This window comes from Bradyrhizobium sp. UFLA06-06 (assembly GCF_054820065.1).
Genome location: NZ_JADFUD010000053.1, coordinates 24,737 through 47,186, shown reverse-complemented (window position 1 = coordinate 47,186; position 22,450 = coordinate 24,737). Strand labels below are relative to the sequence as shown.

Annotated in this window: 23 protein-coding genes and 1 pseudogene; 15 read left to right on the top strand and 9 right to left on the bottom strand. The window is 65.4% G+C overall.

Annotated features, from left to right (window positions below):
- Nucleotides 1–85: 85 nt before the first annotated feature.
- Nucleotides 86–547 (top strand): GNAT family N-acetyltransferase, encoded by a 462-nt coding sequence (locus IF803_RS32290; protein WP_026193354.1) that lies wholly within the window; start codon nt 86–88, stop codon nt 545–547.
- 270 nt (nt 548–817) lie between these two features.
- Nucleotides 818–1,759, top strand: coding sequence for an aldo/keto reductase (locus IF803_RS32285; protein WP_461194864.1), 942 nt, complete (start codon nt 818–820; stop codon nt 1,757–1,759).
- A 166-nt stretch (nt 1,760–1,925) separates the two neighbouring features.
- Here IF803_RS32285 and IF803_RS32280 read toward each other — a convergent pair whose 3' ends face one another.
- The gene (locus IF803_RS32280) at nt 1,926–3,155 is read right to left on the bottom strand and encodes a DUF1501 domain-containing protein (RefSeq protein ID WP_461194863.1); all 1,230 of its coding nucleotides are present in this window, start codon (nt 3,153–3,155) and stop codon (nt 1,926–1,928) included.
- Entirely contained in the window at nt 3,152–4,729 is a 1,578-nt protein-coding gene (locus tag IF803_RS32275; protein ID WP_461194861.1) for a DUF1800 domain-containing protein, read from the bottom strand. Before IF803_RS32275 ends, IF803_RS32280 begins: the two co-directional genes overlap by 4 nt.
- Before the next feature lie 351 nt (nt 4,730–5,080).
- Between IF803_RS32275 and IF803_RS32270 the strand changes: the two genes are divergently transcribed.
- Entirely contained in the window at nt 5,081–5,755 is a 675-nt protein-coding gene (locus IF803_RS32270; protein ID WP_461194860.1) for an HAD family hydrolase, read from the top strand.
- Between the two features lie 156 nt (nt 5,756–5,911).
- On the opposite strand, the gene IF803_RS32265 is transcribed toward IF803_RS32270, so the two are convergent.
- Nucleotides 5,912–6,907: a SphA family protein gene (locus IF803_RS32265; RefSeq protein ID WP_461194868.1), complete on the bottom strand. Its 996-nt coding sequence runs from the start codon at nt 6,905–6,907 to the stop codon at nt 5,912–5,914.
- 562 nt (nt 6,908–7,469) lie between these two features.
- Between IF803_RS32265 and IF803_RS32260 the strand changes: the two are divergent.
- Together IF803_RS32260 and IF803_RS32255 are read left to right on the top strand one after the other, a co-directional pair.
- Nucleotides 7,470–7,837, top strand: a pseudogene (locus tag IF803_RS32260) (formylglycine-generating enzyme family protein); the annotation flags it as partial.
- Nucleotides 7,834–9,549: an arylsulfatase gene (locus IF803_RS32255; RefSeq protein ID WP_461194859.1), complete on the top strand. Its 1,716-nt coding sequence runs from the start codon at nt 7,834–7,836 to the stop codon at nt 9,547–9,549. The pseudogene IF803_RS32260 and the gene IF803_RS32255, both read left to right, overlap by 4 nt.
- Nucleotides 9,550–9,617: 68 nt before the next feature.
- On the opposite strand, the gene IF803_RS32250 is transcribed toward IF803_RS32255, so the two are convergent.
- The gene (locus IF803_RS32250; protein WP_461194858.1) at nt 9,618–10,247 is read right to left on the bottom strand and encodes a TetR/AcrR family transcriptional regulator; all 630 of its coding nucleotides are present in this window, start codon (nt 10,245–10,247) and stop codon (nt 9,618–9,620) included.
- A gap of 93 nt (nt 10,248–10,340) precedes the next feature.
- Here IF803_RS32250 and IF803_RS32245 point away from each other — a divergent pair, with 93 nt between their 5' ends.
- Nucleotides 10,341–11,132, top strand: a complete 792-nt coding sequence (locus IF803_RS32245; protein WP_461194856.1) for a crotonase/enoyl-CoA hydratase family protein — start codon at nt 10,341–10,343, stop codon at nt 11,130–11,132.
- Nucleotides 11,133–11,273: 141 nt separating this feature from the next.
- Here the strand turns inward: IF803_RS32245 and IF803_RS32240 are convergent, their stop codons facing one another.
- The gene (locus IF803_RS32240; protein ID WP_461194855.1) at nt 11,274–11,981 is read right to left on the bottom strand and encodes a glutathione binding-like protein; all 708 of its coding nucleotides are present in this window, start codon (nt 11,979–11,981) and stop codon (nt 11,274–11,276) included.
- On the opposite strand from IF803_RS32240, the gene IF803_RS32235 reads away from it, so the two are divergent.
- Genes IF803_RS32235 through IF803_RS32225 form a run of 3 tightly spaced genes read left to right on the top strand, consistent with a single transcriptional unit; the run spans nt 11,980 to nt 13,966 of the window.
- The gene (locus IF803_RS32235; RefSeq protein WP_304497175.1) at nt 11,980–12,159 is read left to right on the top strand and encodes a hypothetical protein; all 180 of its coding nucleotides are present in this window, start codon (nt 11,980–11,982) and stop codon (nt 12,157–12,159) included. The two genes, IF803_RS32240 and IF803_RS32235, sit on opposite strands and share 2 nt — an antisense overlap.
- Nucleotides 12,160–12,206: 47 nt before the next feature.
- Nucleotides 12,207–13,322 carry an MBL fold metallo-hydrolase gene (locus tag IF803_RS32230; RefSeq protein ID WP_461194854.1) on the top strand — a complete coding sequence of 372 codons (1,116 nt, stop codon included), beginning with the start codon at nt 12,207–12,209 and terminating at the stop codon, nt 13,320–13,322.
- Nucleotides 13,319–13,966, top strand: a complete 648-nt coding sequence (locus IF803_RS32225) for an SCO family protein (RefSeq protein WP_461194853.1) — start codon at nt 13,319–13,321, stop codon at nt 13,964–13,966. The genes IF803_RS32230 and IF803_RS32225 overlap by 4 nt, the downstream gene beginning before the upstream one ends.
- Before the next feature lie 82 nt (nt 13,967–14,048).
- Here the strand turns inward: IF803_RS32225 and IF803_RS32220 are convergent, their stop codons facing one another.
- Nucleotides 14,049–14,282 carry a hypothetical protein gene (locus IF803_RS32220; protein ID WP_304497178.1) on the bottom strand — a complete coding sequence of 78 codons (234 nt, stop codon included), beginning with the start codon at nt 14,280–14,282 and terminating at the stop codon, nt 14,049–14,051.
- Between the two features lie 145 nt (nt 14,283–14,427).
- Here IF803_RS32220 and IF803_RS32215 point away from each other — a divergent pair, with 145 nt between their 5' ends.
- The 6 genes from IF803_RS32215 (at nt 14,428) to IF803_RS32190 (ending at nt 20,743) form a co-directional block, all read left to right on the top strand.
- Nucleotides 14,428–15,330 (top strand): LysR substrate-binding domain-containing protein, encoded by a 903-nt coding sequence (locus tag IF803_RS32215; RefSeq protein ID WP_018273588.1) that lies wholly within the window; start codon nt 14,428–14,430, stop codon nt 15,328–15,330.
- On the top strand, nt 15,323–16,543 hold the full coding sequence (locus tag IF803_RS32210; RefSeq protein ID WP_461194852.1) for an NAD(P)-binding domain-containing protein: 1,221 nt from the start codon (nt 15,323–15,325) through the stop codon (nt 16,541–16,543). Before IF803_RS32215 ends, IF803_RS32210 begins: the two co-directional genes overlap by 8 nt.
- 314 nt (nt 16,544–16,857) lie before the next feature.
- Nucleotides 16,858–17,094 carry a hypothetical protein gene (locus tag IF803_RS32205; RefSeq protein WP_461194851.1) on the top strand — a complete coding sequence of 79 codons (237 nt, stop codon included), beginning with the start codon at nt 16,858–16,860 and terminating at the stop codon, nt 17,092–17,094.
- The gene (locus tag IF803_RS32200) at nt 17,091–17,297 is read left to right on the top strand and encodes a hypothetical protein (protein ID WP_461194849.1); all 207 of its coding nucleotides are present in this window, start codon (nt 17,091–17,093) and stop codon (nt 17,295–17,297) included. The genes IF803_RS32205 and IF803_RS32200 overlap by 4 nt, the downstream gene beginning before the upstream one ends.
- Before the next feature lie 113 nt (nt 17,298–17,410).
- On the top strand, nt 17,411–20,323 hold the full coding sequence (gene uvrB, locus IF803_RS32195; protein ID WP_461194848.1) for an excinuclease ABC subunit UvrB: 2,913 nt from the start codon (nt 17,411–17,413) through the stop codon (nt 20,321–20,323).
- A 3-nt stretch (nt 20,324–20,326) separates the two neighbouring features.
- Nucleotides 20,327–20,743 carry a pyridoxamine 5'-phosphate oxidase family protein gene (locus IF803_RS32190; protein ID WP_461194847.1) on the top strand — a complete coding sequence of 139 codons (417 nt, stop codon included), beginning with the start codon at nt 20,327–20,329 and terminating at the stop codon, nt 20,741–20,743.
- Between the two features lie 24 nt (nt 20,744–20,767).
- On the opposite strand, the gene IF803_RS32185 is transcribed toward IF803_RS32190, so the two are convergent.
- The 3 genes from IF803_RS32185 to IF803_RS32175 all read right to left on the bottom strand — a co-directional run bounded on the left by IF803_RS32185 (nt 20,768) and on the right by IF803_RS32175 (nt 22,274).
- The gene (locus IF803_RS32185) at nt 20,768–21,268 is read right to left on the bottom strand and encodes a GNAT family N-acetyltransferase (RefSeq protein ID WP_028340584.1); all 501 of its coding nucleotides are present in this window, start codon (nt 21,266–21,268) and stop codon (nt 20,768–20,770) included.
- A 489-nt stretch (nt 21,269–21,757) separates the two neighbouring features.
- A complete protein-coding gene (locus IF803_RS32180) occupies nt 21,758–21,952 on the bottom strand; it encodes a hypothetical protein (RefSeq protein WP_038387371.1) in 195 nt (64 codons plus the stop codon).
- 82 nt (nt 21,953–22,034) lie between these two features.
- Entirely contained in the window at nt 22,035–22,274 is a 240-nt protein-coding gene (locus IF803_RS32175) for a hypothetical protein (protein ID WP_028340585.1), read from the bottom strand.
- Nucleotides 22,275–22,450 lie beyond the last annotated feature (176 nt).

Genomic DNA, 22,450 nt, shown 5'->3' with positions numbered 1-22,450 from the left:
ATTGATCCTGCGAGATAGCGACGGTAGAACCTTGCGAGCGGTGCGGAGGCATCGCCCGCAACCGCAGGATCATCCAGGGATGTCCATGGCCGACGACGTCACCATCCGCTTCGTCACGCGCGACGACTACGCCCAGTGGCTTCCTCTGTGGGACGGCTACAATGCCTTCTATGAGCGATCCGGGCCGACCGCCCTCGCGCCCGAGATCACCGCGATGACGTGGGAGCGTTTCTTCGATGCCTATGAGCCGGTGCATGCACTGGTCGCCGACGCCGGCGGCAGATTGCTCGGGCTGACGCATTATCTGTTTCACCGCTCGACCACGGCGATCGCGCCGACCTGCTATCTGCAGGATCTCTTCACCAGCGAAGCCGCGCGCGGCAAGGGCGTTGGCCGCGCGTTGATCAACGGTGTCTACACGCAGGCCAGGCTCGTGGGTTCGCCGCGCGTCTACTGGCAGACGCATGAAACCAACCACACCGCGATGCAGCTTTATGACAAGGTCGCGGACAAGCCCGGCTTTGTCATCTATCGCAAGATTGTCTGAGCCCGCATCCGCGCCTGTGGATTGAACAGAGGTGTCACCAGCACGTTACAAAGCCCGGCTAGGCTTCCGCTCGCGCAGATCAGGCCCCCCGTCTCAGATCTTCGCCGAGCGGTCCCCGTCAGTCGCCGCGTCTGACCGGGACCGCTTTTTTTGCGACATCTCATTTTGCGACATCACCATGCGTGATCGGCGGTAGGACGGCACCTTGCCGGACCCTGGCGTGCTTGTCACAATGCGCGGCACCCCTCGCCTATCCCACAGGATTGTCTCATGGAAATTCGTAATCTCGGCGGCTCCGGGCTGCGCGTGTCCGCGGTCGGCCTCGGCTGCAACAATTTCGGCCAGCGCACCGACCTCGAAACCTCGCGCAAGGTGATCCACAAGGCGATCGATCTCGGCATCACGCTGTTCGACACCGCCGACATCTATGCCGGCATGGGCGGCTCGGAGACCGTGCTCGGCACCGTGCTGGGCGACCGCCGCAAGGACATCGTGCTCGCCACCAAATTCTCCAAGCCGATGGCGACCGACGGCACCAAACAGGGCGCCTCGCGGCGCTACATCATGTCGGCGGTCGAAGCGAGCCTTACCCGCCTGAAGACCGACTATATCGATCTCTACCAGCAGCACGACTACGATCCGCTCACCCCGATCGACGAGACGCTGCGCGCGCTCGACGATCTCGTCCGCCAGGGCAAGGTGCGCTACATCGGCAACTCCAACTTCCCGGCCTGGCGGATCGCCGAAGCCGAGTACGTCGCGCGCCAGATGAACGTGAACCGCTTCGTGTCCTGCCAGGACGAATACAGCCTCCTGGTGCGCGACATCGAAAAGGACCTGCTGCCGGCGGCGCAGCAATACAATCTCGGCCTGCTGCCCTTCTTCCCGCTCGCCAGCGGCCTGTTGACCGGCAAGTACCAGCGCGGCGCCGCTGCACCCGCCGATACCCGCTTCGCCAAGGCGCCGGCCCTGAAGGATCGCTACGTCACGCCGCGCAACGAGGACATCGTCGAGAAGCTGCAGGCGTTTGCCAGGGAGCGCGGCCACACCATGCTCGAGCTCGCCTTCTCCTGGCTCGCCGCCCGCCCGCAAGTCGCAAGCGTCATCGCCGGCGCGACGCGACCCGAGCAGATCGAGCAGAACGTCAAGGCGATCAGCTGGAAGCTGAGCGTGGAGGAGATGACGGAGATTGATGGGATCACGAAGGGGTAGACACTGCGGTCGTGTAACCACAGCGTCGTCCCGGCGCAGGCCGGGACCCATTACCACTAATGCGCGTGGTTATGGCGTGCTGTGGCTCCACCGTTTTCCAGCAATCGAGTTCGGTGGTAATGGGTCCCGGCCTTCGCCGGGACGACGTTGTGGTTGGAGCTAGCGCTTATGCTACCAGCCCCTTCATCGGCTTTACCGGGGCGCTGTCCGGAAATACGGCATCAGCCAGCACGCGTTCGCCAAGGCCGAACTGGTCGTGCAGCACGCCCTTGATCACGGCGCGCAGGTCGGTGGTCGGGGCGAGGTCGCGGGCCTGGTAGAGATTGGCGGGCTTGAGGCCCGGCCAGTCGGTGATCATGCGGCCGCCATTCACGACGCCGCCGGCGAGCAGCGCGATGGTGCCGGTGCCGTGGTCGGTGCCCTCGGTGCCGTTGATGCGCGCGGTGCGGCCGAACTCGGTCGCGACCACGATCACGGTGTCGCGCCAGCGCGCGCCGAGCCCGCTCTGGAATTCCGCCAGCGAGCCGTCGAGGCCGCCGAGCAGCTGCGCGAGGCGGCCGACCGGCCCGCCTTCATTGGCATGGGTATCCCAGCCGTCGAAGGCGAGCGCGCCGATCCGCGGGCCGTCATCGGCCGCCATCAATTTCGCGGCGCCGCGCGCCACGAGGCGCATCGCCGCCACGCCGCCCGCCCCGGGCTTCGGCTTCATTTCGTCGCCCTGCGCCTGCTTCTCGAGCTGTAAGCCTTGCGTCAGCGCGCTTGCCAGCGCCGGATCGCGATGCTGATAGAGATCGAGCAGCCGCATCGCGGTGTCGTCAGCGGCTTGCGGCAGAGCGGTCGGGGCCCAGCCGACGGTCGGCGCCGCGCCGCGCAGCACCAGCGGCGTGGTCGGGCCGACCGCGAGCGCGCTCGTCACCCGCTCGCCTTTCGGCAGCGCCTCCAGCGCGCGGTTCAGCCAGCCGGACTGCACGCGGCCCGGACCGGGGAAGCCGCTCTCCAGCACGTCCTGGCCATCGAAATGCGAGCGATCGCGATAGGAGGTCGCCACTGCATGAACGACCGCGGCCTGCTTGGCGCGATACATCCGCGAAAATTCCGGCATCGCCGGATGCAGGCCGAAGAACGGATCGAGCATCACCGCCGCGTTCGGGCCATCGGGGCGCAGCGCGATCGCGCCATGCAGGCCGGCATAATCAGGGTCGCCAACCGGGGCGACCGTGGCGAGGCCGTCGAGCGCGCCGCGCAGGATGATGGTGACGAAGCGCGGATCTCGGCCATCGGCCGCGCGCGCGAATTTCGGCAAATACGCCCAGGCCGCAAACGAGGCGCCGCCGAGCAGCAGCGCGCGCCGCGACGTCGCCTGCAGCATCAGGCTCTCGGAGCATTCCATCGTCATCTCCTCTGGAACTCGGGCGACATCAACAGCAGCGCCAGCGCCTGCTGCCGCGATTCCGCACGCTCGATGGTGCGCCGCGTCTCGGGCGAGGCTGCATCGGCGGCAATGAGCTCGAGCAGGTCGCGCGGGTCGAAGCGGTCGGCGAGCTGGGAGGCGACTTGCGCCGAAATGTCGAGCCTGAGCTTGACGCCTTCAGGTGCCGCCCAGGCCGCGGCGGTGTCCGGAAATCCGTTCGGCCCGGCCGGCGACCACAAGGGCTGGCCGAGCACGTTGAGGCCATTGAGATAGCGGCCCGGATCTTCGGGATTGCGCGCCAGCAGGCGGCCGGATGCGACCAGGAATTCGTAAGGCGAACGCATCTTCGTCAGCGGCGCCTGCCAGGCCTCGTTAGACTGCACTAGCGTGGTGGCCAGCGCCCCGAGATCGCCGTCTGTTTTCGTGAACGTATCCTTTAGCCTCGCCACCAGCGCCGGCGGCGGATCGTCGGCGACGAAGTGGCGCGCGAATTTGGTCGCGATGAATTTTGCGGTCGAGGGATGTCGCGCGATGTCCGACAGCACCGCCTCACCCTGCGCGACGCCGGCCTGCGCGTAGGTCTTGCCGAGCACCTGCTGCGGTCCGGGCTGGTGCGCATTGGCATTGAACACGAAGCTGCCGGGCGTGCCGAGCTGGCCACGGCGGCCGGCAAAGGTCCAGCCGGTGATGATTCGCGCCAGCGCCGTCACGTCGTCCTGGGTGTAGCCGCCGCCGACGCCGAGCGTATGCAGCTCCATGATCTCGCGCGCGAGGTTCTCGTTCAGGCCGCGATTGCGGTTGATGCCGGCGCGCGACTCCGGGCCGAGCGATTGCTGGTTGTCGAGAAAGAACAGCATCGCCGGATGCTGCTCGACGGCCTTCAGCATGTCGCCGAAGCGGCCGAGCACATGGGGACGGATCGCCTCGCGCTCGAACGAGCCGGCCCACATCCGCGCCAGCGCGCCCTTGTTGGCGGAGATGCAGAAGTGGTTCGACCAGAACACCACGAGCCGCTCGACGAAGCCGCAATCGGCGACCACGCCGCGTTGCAGCCGCGCCAGCGCCTCGGCGCGGAACGTCTTCTGGATGATGTTGAGCGGTTGCGCCGGCGGCTTGGGGGGACCGGCCTGCGGCTGCATCGTCGGAGGCTGCATCGGAGCCGACGGCGTCATCGCCGCATTGGCGTTGTCAGGCGCCTGCATCGCCGAATCCTTCCCGGCGATCTCCTTGGCGGCGGAGGGCAGCGACAGGTTGCGCCGCGGCTGTGGCTTGGCGTCCGGTCCTTGCGGCGGCGTTTCGCTCGCGCCTTGCTGCGCGGCCTTCGCGGCGTTGCGCGCCTGCTGAATCTCGAACTGATAGTCGAACACCTGTTTGCCGAGTTCGGGTGTCGAGAGCAAGCCTGGCACTTCGAGCAGCGCGCCGTTCGGACGCGCCAGTTCCGCCAGCACGAAACCGCGCGGATCGGAGGCCGCGTTGATGAAGTCGCCGGACGCCCCGCCGCGGGCGCCGAATCCAAACCGGTTGAGGGCAACCAGCGCGGCTTGCGAATCACGGGCCATCAGAATTTCCTTGACGAATTCCCGGGCGATTTCCTTGACGATTTCCTTGGCCGCCTATCCCGGCTATATCTGTCGCACGGCATCATAGCGCGGTCCGGGATGAACCCGAGATTAATTCGCGCATTAAATCGCGGTTAGAATGGACCTCTCGTCAAACGATCGTTCCCAACCAGGATCTCCGCGCCGGCTTTCCTGCACGGCATGCGGCAGCGAATTTTCCTGCTCGCTCACGGGCGCGTGCTGGTGCTCCGATGAGCGTTTTCGCCTGCCGATGCCGACCGACGGCGGCGACTGCCTGTGCCCCGCATGCTTGCGCAAGCTCGCGGAACAGCAAGCAGCGGTGAGCGCCACGTGAACGCACGCTGGACCGTCGACGCCGTCCTGCTCGACATGGACGGCACGCTACTCGACACCGAGAAGGTCTATTTCGAAAGCCTGGTCGCGGCGCTGAATGCATGCGGCTACACCGACGACGCCGTCGCGCTGTGCCACTCCATGGTCGGCCTTCCCGGCCCGGCCTGCGAAGCGATGCTGCGCGATCACTACGGCGCGGCGTTTCCGCTGGAGGCGGTCAACCTCGCCTTCCTCGACCATCGCGATCGGATGATGCGGTCTGGCCTGCCGCTCAAATCAGGCACGCTCGATCTGCTCGACGCCATCGCCGCCGCGGAACGCCCGATGGCGATCGTCACCTCGTCGTCGCGCCGTTCGGCCGAACGCAACCTCACCCTCGCCGGCATCCGCGCGCGCTTCGACACGTTGCTGACGCTTGACGATGTCGCGCAGGGCAAGCCGGATCCGGAGCTCTATCTCAGGGCAGCCGCGCGGCTCGGCGTGACGCCGGCGTCCTGCATCGCGGTGGAGGATTCCAACCACGGCGTCGCTGCCGCCCACGCCGCCGGCGCGATCACGCTGATGGTGCCGGACATGGCGCCGCCGACCGAAGCGACGCGTGCAAAATGCACAGCCGTACTGCCGGACCTCAACGCGGTGCTGGCGTTGTTGCGCGAGCACGGCGCGCTCTGATCGTCATTGCGAGCGTCAGCGACGCAATCCATCGTCCCGCATATGCCCGGACATGTTGTCCGCACGCTCGCGGAGCGTCCATTGGCTGATTGCGTTGCTACCGCCGCGCCAGATTGATCCTTCAGCGCGGCGCCGGTGGCAGCATCATGCGCGCTGCTATTTCGTGATTCTGGGCCGCGTGGATGTCGGCGGCGTTGGCGCCGCGGGCTGAAGATTGAACGTCAGCCAGACGTTCCAGCCTGCCGGCCGATTTTCATTGGCGAATTCGCCGTAGCCCTTCAGGTTCAGATATCCCTGCATGTCTCCGACCGGGAAAATGTAGCCGACCTGCGGGCCGACGCCCGCCACGCGCGACCGGAAGCAGCCGACACGATCACCCGAGCCGCCGTCACAGCCGAGTTGCTGATAGAGGTAACCGACGAGACCGACCTGCCACTGCTTGGTCAGGAATTGCGACGCGCCCCAGTCGAGGTGCATGTCGACGCCGCTTTGATATTGGGTGGAGGGGTTGACGAAGTTGTAGGTGAATCCCAGCACCGTCGAAAATTCATGCCCGGTCTTTGGATCGAAATAGGTGTAGCCGCCGCCCGCGTCGATTGCCCAGTGCCCAAGCCCCAGATTCGCAAGGCGGCCCGACTGGTAGGCGCCGACCGGGAGGTCGGCGGTAACGTACGTCATGTAATTGTTGACACCTGCGTTCCAGCGTAGCGCGAACTGCGGGATCAGGTCGCCGAATGCAATGAGCGAGCTGTCGATGCTGTCAAACCGGGAGAAGGGGAACGTGGCGCCGCCCGGTCCCGTCAATGTCCCAACGAGCGATCCCGCCAGCGACGTGGAGTTGGAGCCGTAGGTCGCCAGCAGGCTGGCAGAGGCCTGACCGCCCAGCACGGGCGTTGCAAAAGTATAAGTCCCGGCCACAAGGCCAAGATTCACATTCGCATTGACGTTCGCATTCACGGTGGCCGTCAGATTCGCGGGAAAGCGACCAAGCGTGATTTCGCGCGACCGCGCCACGTCGCCGCCGGCGGAAACAGAGGTGTGATAATAAACCGAGGTCACCGACCAGCCCGGCGCCTGCTGAGGAACAGCCGCGAGGCTGCCAAAAAATCCGGGTAACCAAAAGCTGATGCCGTTTTCGTCGGCGCGAGCCATTTGGGTAGACAGCACCAGCAGAGCGGCAAGCGCCCCAACACTCAAATGCCACTGCGAAAAAAATCTGCGTCCCAAACCCGGTCCAAGGTACCCCATCGCCGATCCCCCGACTCTCGCGATCCCACCGCCGCTCCGGCGGGGTAGAAACCCGGAAAGAATAAGCCGACGCCGCCGTTGGTCCATGCGGAATCGGCATATCTGCGTTCGGCCGGCGCTTTATTGAAAGGCTGTGTTCATGACGCCACAGCCTTGGCACTTTTTGCATAGTCGTCAGGGGCTCTCGACAAGGAAGAGGCGACCTGGCTCGATTGATCTAGATCAACATGAGAACGATGCGGCGCTGGAAGCATCTTGTCTTGTCTCGTTCGCAGATGCTGCGTCGTCGGTCTCGCACTTCAGATACTCGATCGTCTTTTGACTGACCAAAGCGTTAAACCCTCCCGAAGCAACCGGCGAGCTGGAAAGCTGCCGAGAGGTTCTTGCTCCGGCGACGCTCGTAACTTTGAAACTCGTTCACTGCGAGTAGCTCATGCACGACGTTGGCGTTGCGGCAGGCGTACCCGATCTGGCGGCTGATGGCTTCGAACGCACCTCGCGCGCCACCGCATTCCCGGTCAATGGCTACGGCCCGCGTGAATCGGCAGCGTCTGGGAATGGACGAGCGATTGGCATTCACCAGAAGCACGACGCAGACGCCCCGAAAGCCTGCTGCATCCCGCAAGATCCTCGCGGCCGGTCCGAGATCGGGAGCTACGACTCTCGTCAACCGAACCTCAGGATTCCGCGCAAGGTGCTTAAGGCGGCTCGCATCTTTGCTCCCCTAGCCATTGCCGCCGCTATCGTCCGGCCACGCGTCATGCCGAGCCGATCGACACCTCAGCAAGCCATGTCGGCTTCAGGTGCATCACCAGGAAGAGGATCACGTCATGAGTAAAGACACGATTCCAGAAAAGCCTGAGATGAGTACAGAGCCGATCAGTGCAGGATTGAAACGTCGCGATCTCTTGTTGAGCGGTAGTTCGCTCGTCGCCGCTTCAGCACTCTCTGCCGTCGGGGCGACAAGCTTCGCGCAGGCGCAGCAACCGACGCCGGCCCCGGTGCCCGCGCCGGCCGGACAGCGGCCCAATATCGTCGTCATCATGGGGGACGATATCGGCATCTGGAATATCGGTGCTTACCATCGTGGCATGATGGCCGGCCGGACGCCGAATCTCGACAAGATCGCCGCAGAAGGCATGCTGTTTACCGATTATTACGCCGAAGCGAGTTGCACCGCAGGCCGCGCCAACTTCATCACCGGCGAGCTGCCGATCCGCACCGGCATGACAACGGTCGGTCAGGCCGGCGCCCCCACAGGCTTGCCGGCGGAGGCCGTGACCATTGCCACCGCGCTCAAAGGCATGGGCTATGCCACCGGCCAATTCGGCAAGAACCACCTTGGCGACAAGAACGAGTTTCTGCCGACAGTGCACGGCTTCGACGAGTTCTTCGGCTATTTGTATCATCTCGACGCGATGGAAGACCCGGCCCACCCCGCTTATCCGCAGGAGCTGCTAAACACGGTCGGTCCACGCAACATGATCCATTCGTGGGCAACCAATGTGGACGATGCCACCGTGGATCCGCGCTGGGGCAAGGTCGGCAAGCAAAGAATTGAGGACGCCGGAACGCTCTATCCCAAGCGGATGGAAACTGTGGACGATGAAATTCGAGACTTTGCGTTGAGTTTCGTTGAAAAGGCCAAAGCCGACAACAAGCCGTTCTTCTTGTGGCTGAATCCAACTCGCATGCACATCGTCACGCACTTGTCGCCAAAATATCAGGCAATGCGCAACTCCAAGAACGGTTGGTCGATTCATGAAGCCGGCATGGCACAGCTTGACGACGATGTCGGCGTCGTAATGCAAAAGCTTAAGGACATGCGCGTGGATGACAACACCATCGTCATCTTCACCACCGATAACGGCACCGAGGTCTTCACTTGGCCGGATGGCGGACAGACGCCTTTCGCGCAGAGCAAAGGTACTGTCATGGAAGGCGGCTTCCGCGCGCCCGCGATGATCCGCTGGCCGGGCAAAGTACCGGCCGGCAAGATCGAGAACGGCATCATTTCCGGGCTGGACTGGTTCCCGACCTTGCTGGCCGCTGCCGGCAACCCGAACATTGTCGAAGAACTGAAGAAGGGGAAGCACATCGGGGACCGTACCTACAAGTGCCATCTGGACGGTTATAATCAGATGGACATGATTACCGGCAAGGGGCCGTCGAACCGGCACGAAATCTGGTACTTCGGTGAGAGCGAGCTCGGGGCTGTGCGCATCGACGACTACAAGTATCGTTTCATCGACCAGCCCGGGGGCTGGCTGGGCGAAAAAAGCAAGGTTGACGTGCCCTACCTGACCAACCTTCGCCTGGATCCGTTCGAGCGAACGGGCTGGCCCGATAGCGGGACCAAATACGGCGCGCAACAATACTTCGACTGGTTCAAATATGAGTTCTGGCGCTTCGTGTTCGTTCAGCAGGAGGTCGAGAAGCTGGCCATGACCGCAATCGAGTTTCCGCCGATGCAGAAGGGCGCGAGCTTCAACCTCGATTCCGTGAAGGCGAAAATCGAGGCCGCCAGGACGGCAATGGCAAAGTGAGATTCATAATCGTGTTGGGCGGCGTCCATGCCGCCCAACGCCGTCTCCTCCGGCCTTTCGTCGCCTTTTCAGGGCGTAACGGACGGGCCTCCATGAGTATACCGCTCTAACCCCGTTTGCGCGCCGGCCAGCGCCGTCTCGATCAGCGTGCGCGCGGCCTCGCCGGCGGTTTCCATATAGCTCGCGTCACGGTGCAACTGCACCACGGCGAATGATCCGTCCAGCAGCAGCAGGATCTGCCGCGCCAGCTTGAGCGGATCGGCGATCCCCTCGTCCGCGAAGCTCGTGCGCAGCCAGTCCTCGAACTTCTTCTTGTGCGCGGCGCCGATCCGGATCGCGGGATGCCCGGGCATGTTGGCGAGCTCGGCGGAGGTGCGCAGGAAGCCGCAGCCTTTCCACTTCGGATGCCGCGCCGAGCGCGCAAGGTTCTTGAAGATCGCCTCGACCTTCACGGCCAGGCCGCCCTCGGCCTCCGCGAACCACTTTCGGAACAGCGCGAGATTGGGCTGGTCGCGCGCGGCGAGATAGGCGGCGACCAGGTCGTCCTTGCTCTTGAAGTGATAATACAGCGTGCGCTTGGTGAGGCCGGCCTTGGCCGCAACCTCGTCGACGCTGACGCGGCGGATGCCTTCATTGTAGAACAGCGCGCTCGCCGCCTGGACGATGCGCTCGCGGGTGGGCTCGGAGGGTCTGGGCATCGCGCGTATGTATACTAACCAGTGAATATACACAAATTCCGGCCAGCTCTACATTCGGCGCTGACACGAAACAGCCATGCCGGAGAGCGCACCATGCCCGAACCCATCCTGCTCGAGATCACCGCCGGGATCGCCCTGATCACGCTGAACCGTCCCGAGCAGCTCAACGCACTGAACTACGCGCTGATCGATCAGCTGATGGCAGCACTCGACCGCATCGAGGGCGACGCCGACGTGCGCGCCGTGATCCTGACCGGCGCCGGCGAGCGCGCCTTCTCGGCCGGCGCCGACATCCACGAATTCTCTGGGAGCGTCAAACAGGGAGCCGCCGTTGCGGTGCGCGACTTCGTCCGACGGGGACAAGCCATGACCGCGCGGCTCGAGGCGTTCAAGAAGCCCGTGATCGCCGCGGTCAACGGGCTCGCCTTCGGCGGCGGCTGCGAGATCACTGAAGCAGTACATCTTGCGATCGCCAGCGACCGCGCGCTATTTGCAAAACCCGAGATCAAGCTGGGCATGCCCCCGACCTTCGGCGGCACGCAGCGGCTGCCGCGGCTGGCGGGGCGCAAGCGCGGGCTCGAACTGTTATTGGCCGGCGATCCTTTCTCGCCCGAGCATGCGCGCGAGATCGGGCTGGTCAATCAGATCGTGCCGCACGATCAATTGCTGACCGCCGCGCGCGAGCTCGCCGGCCGCATCACCCGGCATTCGCCCGGCGCCGTCGCCGGCACCATCACCGCGGTGACGCGCGGGCTCAACATGCCGATTGCCGAGGGCCTTTTGGTCGAGAGCGAGCAGTTCGCCGCGCTGGTGCCGAGCCGTGATCTCGCCGAGGGGCTTGCTGCGTGGAAGGAACGGCGGCCGGCGAAGTATGTGGGGGCGTGAAGGCCCACCTCACAGCCGTCATTCCGGGGCGATGCGCAGCATCGAACCCGGAATCTCGAGATTCCCCGGTGCGCAATTGCGCACCTGCGGTCTGGTGCTTACGCACCATCCCGGAATGACGAATTTGCTGAGACCTGTGCCCTACCGCACCACCGCCGCGGTCTGCCCGAACAAGAGCTCGCGCTCTTCCTCGGTGCGGATCGCGGGCTGGCCGAAATTCGGATTGACCTCCTTCGCCTTGGCATAGGCGCGCTCGGTCGCGGGGCGCTTGCCGATCGTCTCCAGCCAGCGCTTCAGATGCGGGAAATCGTCGATCTCCTGGCCCTGGTTCTTGTAGGGCACGACCCAGGGGTAGCTCGCCATGTCGGCGATCGAATAGTCGCCGGCGATGAATTCGCGGTCGGCAAGCCGCTTGTTGAGCACGCCGTAGAGCCGGTTGGTCTCGTTGACGTAGCGGTCGATCGCGTAAGGCAGCTTCTCGACGGCGTAGTTGCGGAAGTGATGGTTCTGCCCGGCCATCGGCCCAAGCCCGCCCATCTGCCAGAACGTCCACTGGATCACGTCATAGCGGCCATGAATATCGGCCGGCAGGAATTGTCCGGTCTTCTCGGCGAGATAAAGCAGGATCGCGCCGGACTCGAACAGCTGTAGCGGCTTGCCGCCGCCCTTTGGCGCGTGATCGAGAATTGCGGGGATGCGGTTGTTCGGCGCGATCTGCAAGAAGTCCGGCTTGAACTGATCGCCTTTGCCGATGTTCACCGGGAAAATCCTGTACTCCAATCCGGTCTCCTCAAGGAACATCGTTATCTTGTGACCGTTCGGCGTGGACCAGTAGTGGAGATCGATCATGGGCGTGATCCTGCATTGCCAGGGACTGCCGATGTCGTGCATCGGCGAGAAAGATGCGAATGCATGGAGTTGGGCGCATAACCGCACCCAAGTCAATGGTGGGCGCATTGCACCGCGCGCGAATGTGATCTGCGGCCAGCGCAACTGCCCGATTGAGCCGCGTCCCGATTGCTCCTAGGCTCAACGTGTTTGGTATTGAAAAGTTTTCAAAACACGGGGATTGTGATGACACGGGATGTGGCACGACGTGATTTCCTGAAAGGTTCGGCGGCGGTCGCCGGCGCTGCAGCCGCGGGCGCCTTCTCCTGCGTCGAGATCGCCAGCGCCGCGCCGATCGAGGTGCCGACCGTCGACAAGCTCTCGATCCGCGTGCTGGTCGATTCCAGCTTCGATTTGTTCTTCAAGCCGAAGCAGGCCGGCGGCGTCACCATCGCGTCGCCGCCGCGCTCCGCCGACTACCAGAAGTCGCTGCACAATGAATGGGGCCTGTCGCTGTGGCTGGAGTCGGAGGTCAAGGGCGCGCAGCGCACGCTGATGCTCGACTACGGCTACACGCCGGAGGTGCTGCTCAACAACATGGCGCTGGTCGGCGTCGATCCGTCGAAACTCGACGCGCTGATCGTGAGCCACGGCCATTACGACCATTTCGGCGGCCTCAACGGCTTCCTCGACAAATTCCGCGATAAACTGCCGGCCGACGTGAAGCTCTATGCCGGCGGCGAGGACAATTTCTGCCACCGCGTCAGCGCGACGCCGACCAAGGGCCAGTTCAACGATTTCGGCACGCTCGACCGCCGCCAGCTCGCGGCGCAGCGCGTCACCACGGTGCTGTGCGAGACCCCGACCGTGATCGCGGGCCATGCCTTCACCACCGGCAAGATCACCCGCCGCAGCATCGAGCGCGTGCTGCCGCAGACCTGGGTCGAGTTCGGCATCAAGGACGGGCTCGGCTGCAACGCCAGCCACTATCTGCCGGCCGAGATGGAGGGCAAGATCGTGCCCGACGAGCACATCCACGAGCACGCCACCTGCTTCAACGTGCGGGACTTCGGCCTCGTCGTGATCTCGTCCTGCGGCCATGTCGGCATCGTCAATTCGGTGAAGCAGGCGCAGGAGGTCTCGGGCATCCAGAAGGTGCACGCGATCGTCGGCGGCTTCCATCTCGGGCCCGCGCCGAAGGACTACCTCACCGAGGTCGTCGCCGAGATCAAGAAGCTCGACCCCGACGTGCTGATCCCGATGCATTGCTCCGGGCTCAACTTCGTGCAGGAGGCGACTGCGCAGATGGGCGACAAGGTGCTGGTCACGACCACCGGCAGCCGCCTCTCCTTCGGCATATGATCACGCCGATCCTGCGCGGCATTGCATTCGCTGGCGCGGGCCTGGCATGCGCCGGCGCCGGCCTGTGGCTGACGCTGGCACCGGTGCTGGCGGGCGATGCGCCGCCGCAATCGGGGCGCTCGGCCGCCGAGATCATGGACATCCTGATGTGGAACAGGGAGCCGGTCGGCGGCCCGTTCGCGCTGACCGATCAGGCCGGTCATGAACGCACCGACAAGGAGTTCCGCGGCAGGCTGATGCTGATCTATTTCGGCTTCACCACCTGCCCCGACGTCTGCCCAACCGATCTGCAGGCGATCGGGCTTGTGCTCGACAAGCTCGGCCGCGACGGCGATCAGGTGCAGCCGATCTTCATCACCATCGATCCCGCGCGCGACACCGCCGCCCATCTCGCAGAGTATGTGCCGATGTTTCACCCGCGCCTGATCGGACTGACCGGCAACCCTGATGCGATCCGCAAGGTCGCCGATGCCTACAAGGTCTATTTCGCGCGGGTGCCGCTGAAGGACGGCGCCGACTACACCGTCGATCACACCGCCTACATCTATTTGATGGACCGCGACGGCAATTATCTCGGCTTCTTCCCGCCGGGGACGTCAGCCGACCGGATGGTCGAGATCATCCGGCCGAGACTCGAACAGTGACGGTAGAGATTGGCAATTCTAGCCGCTCGATCGGTCCACCTCTCCCCTTGTGGGAGAGGTGCGATGATCACCGCGCTCAGGTTCACTGTATCCGCCCGTGCGCGCGCAAAAAGCTCGCGCCGCTTTCCGTCACCGTCACCCGCATGCCCTCGACCGAAGGTCGGCGCGCGACATAGCCGCGGTCGACGGCGTCCTCCCAGATCGTCAATCGCGGGCATGAGCTGCGCCAGACCTCGAGCACCTCGGCATAGGGCCGCGGCTCGCGCGCGACCCACTCGACAAGATCGAGCACCAGGGCATCGGTGGTCTCGCTCATTGAACGTCTCCCGTCGTTGCGCGATCGCACCGGGTGCTGCGATCGGGAGGGACCCATGCAATGTCTCCGCCGGTATTTCTGCGCCGCTTGGCCTCTTCCGGCAAACTGAGTTATCTTGCCCATGCATCAGTTTTCCTGAGGGTTCATGCGGCGGCTGCTCTTTCTCAACGGCATCAAGGCGTTCGAAGCCGCGGCGCGGACCGGCAGCTTCGCGGCGGCGGGCAGCGAGCTCAACGTCTCGGCCGCCGCGATCAGCCGGATGGTCCATCTGCTCGAGGAGCGGCTCGGCGTTGCGCTGTTCGAGCGCAAGGCCAACCGCCTCGTCACCACGCCGGCGGGCCGCGCCTATCAAGGCGGGCTGACGCCAATCTTCGACGCGCTGGCGAGCCTCACCGCGCAGGTCACGGCATCCGCGAGCGCGCGGGTGCTGACCGTCGGCGTCGGACCGACCTTTGCGCTGAAATGGATGATCCCGCACCTTGCCGAGTTCCGCAAAGCGGAGCCCGATATCGAGGTGCGGATCACGACCGGCGGCATGGCGGTGCCGTTCGCCGACGACTGGAGCTGCGGCATCCAGCTCGGCGACGGCCAGTGGCCGGGCCTCGTCGCCGAGCCGCTGTTCGCCGCCGATCTGATGCCGGTGTGCACGGCGCGGCTCGCCAATACCTTGAAGCGCCCCGCCGACCTCAAGGGCCCGAGCCTGATCCGCGTCGCCCATTCGCCCGACGACTGGCCGTCCTGGCTGAAGGCGGCGGGCGTGCCGCGCCTGACCGCGCGCGGGCCGGAATTCCAGTTCTACGGCCAGGCGCTGCAGGCAGCTAGCGACGGGCTCGGCATCGCGATGGGCATCCGGCCCTATATCGACGACGATCTCGCCGCCGGCCGGCTGGTGGCGCCGTTTGCGCTCAGCGTGCCCAAGGGCATGCGCTGGTATCTGGTCTATCGCGGCTTCCACGCCGAGCAGCGCGATTTCGCCGCGTTCCGGCGCTGGATCATCCGCGCCGCGGCGGAGCCCGCCGCCCGCCGCAAGGGAACACGCAGTGCCTGACGAGACCATCGATACGCTGGTGATCGGCGGCGGCCAGGCCGGGCTCACCATGAGCCACCGGCTGAAGCAGCGCGGCATCGCTCATCTGGTGCTGGAGCGAGGTCGCATCGCCGAGCGCTGGCGCAGCGAACGCTGGGACGGATTGATGTTCCAGTTTCCGAACTGGTCGGTGCGGCTACCGGATTTCGCGTTTCCGCACAACGATCCCGACGGCTTCGCGGACACCGCCGCCATCATCGCCTTCATCGAGGACTACGCCGCGTTCATCGCGCCGCCGATCCGCTGCGGCGTCGCGGTCACCAAACTGCGCCGCGACGCCGGCGGCTTCCTCGCCGAATTTGCCGGCGGCAGCATCGCCGCCCGCAACGTCGTCATTGCCACCGGCCCCTATCAACGGCCGCTGCGGCCCGACCTGCTGCGCGATCACCCCGGCCTGTTTCATGTCGATGCCGCCGGCTACAGGAATCCCGCGCAATTGCCTGACGGCGCGGTGCTGGTGGTCGGTGCCGGCGCCTCGGGTGCGCAGATCGCCGAAGAGCTGATGCACGCCGGCCGCGCCGTCTTCCTCTCGGTCGGACGTCACAACCGCCTGCCGCGCCGCTATCGCGGCCGCGACCTGATCTGGTGGCTGGCCGAGATGGGCATCGACCGGACGCCGGTCGAGCAGCGCGGCCCGTCGCGGCTGCTGCCGGTGATCTCCGGCGCCCATGGCGGCCACACCGTCGATTTCCGCCGCTTCGCCGCCGGCGGCGTGATCTTGCTTGGCCGTGTGACGGCGGCGCGCGACGGCCTGCTTGAGATCGCGCCCGATCTCGCCGCCAACATCGCCAATGGCGACGCCTATTACGCGACCTTCCTCGGGATCGTCGACGACTTCGTCGCGGCGCGCGGCCTCGATCATCCCGAAGATCCCTTGGCGCGCCTCCGTTTGCCCGATCCGCCGTGCCTTACCGCGCCGCTCGATGCGATCGACCTGCGCGCCGCGCGGATCAGGAGCGTGATCTGGGCCACCGGCTATGGCCTCGATCTGAACTGGATCGACATACCGGTGCTGGATGCCGACGGGGCGCCGCGACACCGCCATGGCGTCTCCGACGTGCCCGGCCTCTATTTCCTCGGCTTGCAATGGTTGTCGAAGATGAAATCCTCGTTCCTGTCAGGCGTCGGCGACGATGCCGCGGTGCTCGCCGACCACATCGCCGGCCGCGGTTAGATCCAACGACATCGGAGGTGCGCTCCCTCGCCCCGTTCTTACGGGGAGAGGGTTGGGGTGAGGGGCTGCTTCCGCGCAGACCGTCGCAGTTGGGCTCGCGGGGACTCCCCCTCACCCGGAACGCATCTGGCGATGCGTTCCGACCTCTCCCCGCACGCGGGGCGAGGTGAAGCGGAGCTCGCTGCTCGAAGCAAAGTCGACTTTTTCTCCCGGTTCCTTTGCCGTTCGGAAATAAACCGCGCGACTTGTGATCTGGTTCACATAGGGCACCGCGCGCTCGTGCTTCCTATGAGAAGGGCATTTCGAGGTCGCACATGATTTACAGCGGTTTTGAGATCAAGTCGTTCGAAGTGGGGAAGGGGCAATGGCACGCCAGGGTTCAACGGGTCGATCAAAGGCCGGTCGTCATCGATGGCATGCTGTTTCCGATGCTCGACATCGGCTTTGCGTGGTCCGATCCGGATGCGGCGATCGCCGACGCGAAGCGGGCTATCGACCGGTTCCCGCAACGCCATGGCATGACAATGCCGGCGGCCGAAGCGTCGGCGTGACCGGCAACGTCGTGGTTGCCGCCGTCCCGCAATGCGAGCCGGATCTGGTCTGGCCGGCGCAGGTCCGCACCAGCTGCCCGGAATGCGCCGCTCCGCTCTCGCTGCTGCGCGTGATCCCCGGCCGCGCCGCCGAATACTGGACCATGCGCTGCGACGGCTGCGGCGGGATCCATCTCGACATCGTCGACCTGCCGCGGGCCTGAACTCCGCGACCGCGCCGCCTGCTGACACCCTGCTGTCAGCAGCCTTGCCGAGACGCAAGTCCGGCCGTCGTTTACCCTTTTCTCGCTGCCGGACTCGTCCCATATTCGGGGGCATGGCGAAGACACCGAACACCCCGAAAAAGCCCGGCAAAACCCCCAAATCCAAAGCACACCGGCCCGAGGTCCTCCCGATCGGGCCCGCGCTTGCCGAATTGCTCAATCCGGCGATCAACCGCGGCGATGCCGGCATGGGTTCGGGTACCGGCCTGCAGCCGCCGCCGGACAATTCCTGGGACCGCCGCGCCGGCGGCGAGGCCGCCGCGCATCGCGCGCGGGCGTCGACGCGCGAGACCAGCGAGGACGTCGCGAAGCGCGATACTTCGGGCCTCGGCGAGGCCCCGCAGGCCAATTACGGCACTTCGGCCACCATCCCGACCCTCGATCCGGAACTGGCGCGGCAGCTCGGCCTGCCGACCGCCGAGGACGACGAGGAGGCCCTGGCGCGGCCGCCGCGTAGCAAGATGGAGGCGCTCGGCGTCAAGGCGACCGCCGACGCGCTGGAGAACCTGATCCGCGACGGCCGCCCGGAATTCCGCAAGGACGACGGCTCGATGCGGGTGTGGACTCCGCACCGGCCGCCGCGCCCGGAGAAATCCGAAGGCGGCGTGCGCTTCGAGATCAAGTCCGACTACCAGCCGAAGGGCGACCAGCCGACCGCGATCGCCGAGCTGGTCGAGGGCATCGACCGCGACGACCGCACCCAGGTGCTGCTTGGCGTCACCGGCTCGGGCAAGACCTACACCATGGCCAAGGTGATCGAGGCGACGCAGCGCCCGGCGTTGATCCTGGCGCCGAACAAGACGCTGGCCGCCCAGCTCTATGGCGAGTTCAAGAACTTCTTCCCCGACAACGCGGTCGAGTATTTCGTCAGCTATTACGACTACTACCAGCCGGAAGCCTACGTCCCGCGCACCGACACCTATATCGAGAAGGATTCCTCGATCAACGAGCAAATCGATCGCATGCGCCACTCGGCGACGCGCGCGCTGCTCGAGCGCGACGACGTCATCATCGTCGCTTCCGTGTCCTGCATCTACGGTATCGGCTCGGTCGAGACCTACACCGCGATGACCTTCGCCTTGAAGAAGGGCGAGCGCATCGACCAGCGGCAATTGATCGCCGACCTCGTCGCGCTGCAATACAAGCGCACCCAGGCCGAGTTCACCCGCGGCACCTTCCGCGTCCGCGGCGACGTCATCGACATCTTCCCGGCGCACTATGAGGACCGCGCCTGGCGCGTGAACCTGTTCGGCGACACCATCGAGACCATCGAGGAGTTCGATCCGCTCACCGGCCACAAGCAGGACGAGCTCGAATTCATCAAGATGTACGCCAACTCGCATTATGTGACGCCACGCCCGACGCTGGTGCAGGCGATCAAGTCGATCAAGTCGGAGCTGAAGCAGCGGCTCGACCAGCTCAACGACCAGGGCCGCCTGCTGGAAGCGCAGCGGCTCGAGCAGCGCACCACCTTCGACCTCGAGATGATGGAGGCGACCGGAAGCTGCGCCGGCATCGAGAACTATTCGCGCTATCTCACCGGGCGCCGCCCCGGCGAGCCGCCGCCGACGCTGTTCGAATATGTGCCCGACAACGCGCTGGTGTTCGCCGACGAGAGCCACGTCACCGTGCCGCAGATCGGCGGCATGTTCCGCGGCGACTTCCGCCGCAAGGCGACGCTCGCCGAATACGGCTTCCGCCTGCCCTCCTGCATGGACAACCGCCCGCTCCGCTTCGAGGAATGGGACATGATGCGGCCGCAGACGGTGGCAGTGTCGGCGACGCCGAGCGGCTGGGAGCTCAACGAATCCGGCGGCGTGTTCGTCGAGCAGGTGATCCGCCCTACCGGGCTGATCGATCCGCCCGTGGACATCCGCCCTGCCCGCACCCAGGTCGACGACCTCGTCGGCGAGGTGCGTGCCACCGCGGCGGCCGGCTATCGCTCGCTGATCACGGTGCTCACCAAGCGCATGGCGGAGGACCTCACGGAATATCTGCATGAGCAGGGCATCCGCGTCCGCTACATGCACTCGGATATCGACACGATCGAGCGCATCGAGATCATCCGCGACCTCAGACTCGGCGCGTTCGACGCGCTGGTCGGCATCAACCTGTTGCGCGAGGGCCTTGACATTCCCGAATGCGCGCTGGTCGCGATCCTCGACGCCGACAAGGAAGGCTTTCTGCGCAGCGAGACCTCACTGATCCAGACCATCGGCCGCGCCGCGCGCAACGTCGACGGCAAGGTGATCCTCTATGCCGACAGCATGACCGGCTCGATGGAGCGCGCAATGGCCGAGACCACGCGGCGCCGCGAGAAGCAGGTCGAGTACAACGAGGCCAACGGCATCACGCCGGAGAGCGTGAAGAAGTCGATCGGCGACATCCTCAACTCGGTCTACGAGCGCGACCACGTGCTGGTCGAGATCGGCGACGGCGGCATGGCGGACGACGTGATCTCGATCGGGCATAATTTCGAGGCCGTGCTGAGCGATCTCGAAACACGGATGCGCGAGGCCGCGGCCGATCTGAACTTCGAGGAAGCCGCCCGCCTGCGCGACGAGGTCAAGCGGCTGCGCGCCACCGAGATGGCCGTGGTCGACGATCCCACCGCCAAGCAGCGCAACGTGCAGAAGCAGGCCGGCGCCTATGCCGGCACCCGAAAATACGGCGATGCCGCCAACCTGCCGGTCAGCGCGCTGAAGAACAAGTCGGCGCAGACCTCGCTCAAGGCGAGCCGCGGCGGCAAGTCCGGCTCACGGGTGCACAAGCCCGATCTCGACGAGATGCACGGCCCGGAATCGCTACCCTTCCGCCCCAGCGGCGCGCTGCCGGCCAAGCCATTCGGCACCACGAGCCGCATCATCCAGCCGACCGACTCGCGGCAGTCGGGGCCGGAGTTCGGCCCGTCGCCGCGGTCGAGTGGCGGCGCGCCGGGCAAGCGGGGCGGGTGGAAGAAAAGGTAGGCCATGACGCGCGCCGAACTGCTCGCCTTCCTGCGGATGCATCGGCTCGCCGTGGTCAGCACCGTGCACGACGGCGCGCCGCAGGCAGCCGTCGTCGGCATCGCCGTCAGCGACAATCTTGAGATCATCTTCGACACGCTGACCACCTCGCGCAAATACCAGAACCTCCGCGCCGATCCGCGCGCGGCGCTGGTGATCGGTTGGGACGCCGAGCAGACCGCACAGGTCGAGGGCGTCGCAGACTTCCCGAGCGGCGCGGAGCTCATCGCCTGCAAGCAGGTGTACTTCGCGACGTGGCCCGACGGGCCGGAGCGCGAGACCTGGCCGAACATCGGCTATGTGCGGATACGGCCGAACTGGGCGCGGTTCAGCGATTTTGGCGCGGTGCCGGCGCGGATTGAGGAAATGACGCTGCCATAGACAGCTTCATCAGCCTCGCCTCGATCACGCCACGTCGAACGCCGGATGGTAGCTCACATCCCCCTTGCGCGCCTTGCCCTTCAACACCAACCGCTGAAAGTATCGGCTCGGCTTGCCGCCATAGATCAGCCGGCGATCATCGAGGAAGCCGAAGCGGTGGTAGTACGCGGGATCGCCGAGCACGACGCAGCCATCGGCCCCTTGCTCCGCAAGCCGGATGAGCCCCTCGCATATCAGAGCTTTGCCGATTCCGCGCCCTTGCAGGTCGGGTGCTACCGAGACCGGGCCAAGGCCATGCCAGCGTCCCGCTACGCCATCGATCCGGACCGGCGAGAACGCGACGTGCCCGGCGATGCTGCCGTCCTCGGAGACAGCCACCAGCGAGAGCGTCAGCGCGCCGGCTGCGCGCAGCGCCTCGACGATGCGGGCTTCGGTGCCGCTGCTGTGCGGCGCTGTCGCGAAGGCGGCCGCTGTGATGCGGCTGATCGCGGCGGCGTCTTCGGGGCGTTCGTCCCTAATCTGCATGCCCGCAGATAAAGGCTACCCAAGAGGATGCGCAAGTGGCGGCATCTCGCCGCGCGGGTGCTCGGGGCCCGTGCCACATATTCGGTGTCGTCCCTGCGAAAGCAGGGACCCATAACCACAGACGATCATCGTGAAAGACGGTGGAGCGATGAGCCCCGTTCACGATATCCGCCGCGGGGTATGGGTCCCTGCTTTCGCAGGGACAACGTCCGGAAGGCGCCGCGGCCTCTCGGTTCATGCACGGACGTCTCCGGAATACTGGATCACCCGCATGCGCGCACGCGCGGGTGATGACTCGGCGCTGTTTGACATCTTGAATCGAGAACCATCCTCACCGTCGTCCTGGCGAAAGCCAGGACCTATTACCACCGGCTTTGGTTGTCGGAAGGATCGTGGCCCCAGTGTCGCGCAACAATTCGCATTTGGGGTAATGGGTCCTGGCTTTCGCCAGGACGACGTCAAGGGATGTGGCTCCGCTTCGCCCCGACCCTAACCCGATCGCTTGTTGCTGGTGTTCTGGATCAGATTGCCGTGCGCGGCCTGCTCGCGGATGTTGTGCTTCTCGTCGTCGCGATGGCCCTTGGTGGTGTCGATGGGAACGCTGGGGGTGCTGCCGGGGCCCTTGTGGCTCTTGTTGTCGTCCGGAACGGGCTGGATGGTCTTTGTCTTTGGTTTCGTCATCATCGTCTCCGTTACGCATGGAGACAACGCAGCCGGTGCGGACGGCGTTCCCGGAACGAGACTTCACGTTCCAGGAGATGTGGCTTCACAGCTTCTCCTGCTGCGACGGCTGCGCCTGTTGCTGCTGGCGCTGCCGTGCCTGCTCCTTGGCGTGATGGCGGCCGTAGAGGCAACCGGCGGCGGCGCCAAGCATGCCGTGATGGCCGGCATAATGACCGGCGACGCCGCCGACGATCGCGCCCTTGATGCAACCCTTGGCGTCGGCAGGCGACGCCGCGGCGAGCGCGCTGACGGCAATGACGGACGCGAGAACAATCGATTTCATGATGCGGCTCCAATGCAATGCTGCCGCATCAACGGCGAAGCGGCACCGCCGGTTCCGAGAAGAAGAAGCGGTTCACCATCGACCTCGCCGCCGGCAAGGCGGCGCCGATTAGCTGTTATCGAACGCACCGCGACAGCGAGCCGGCGCGATCTCACCGGCCGGCCCCGGAGGAGCTC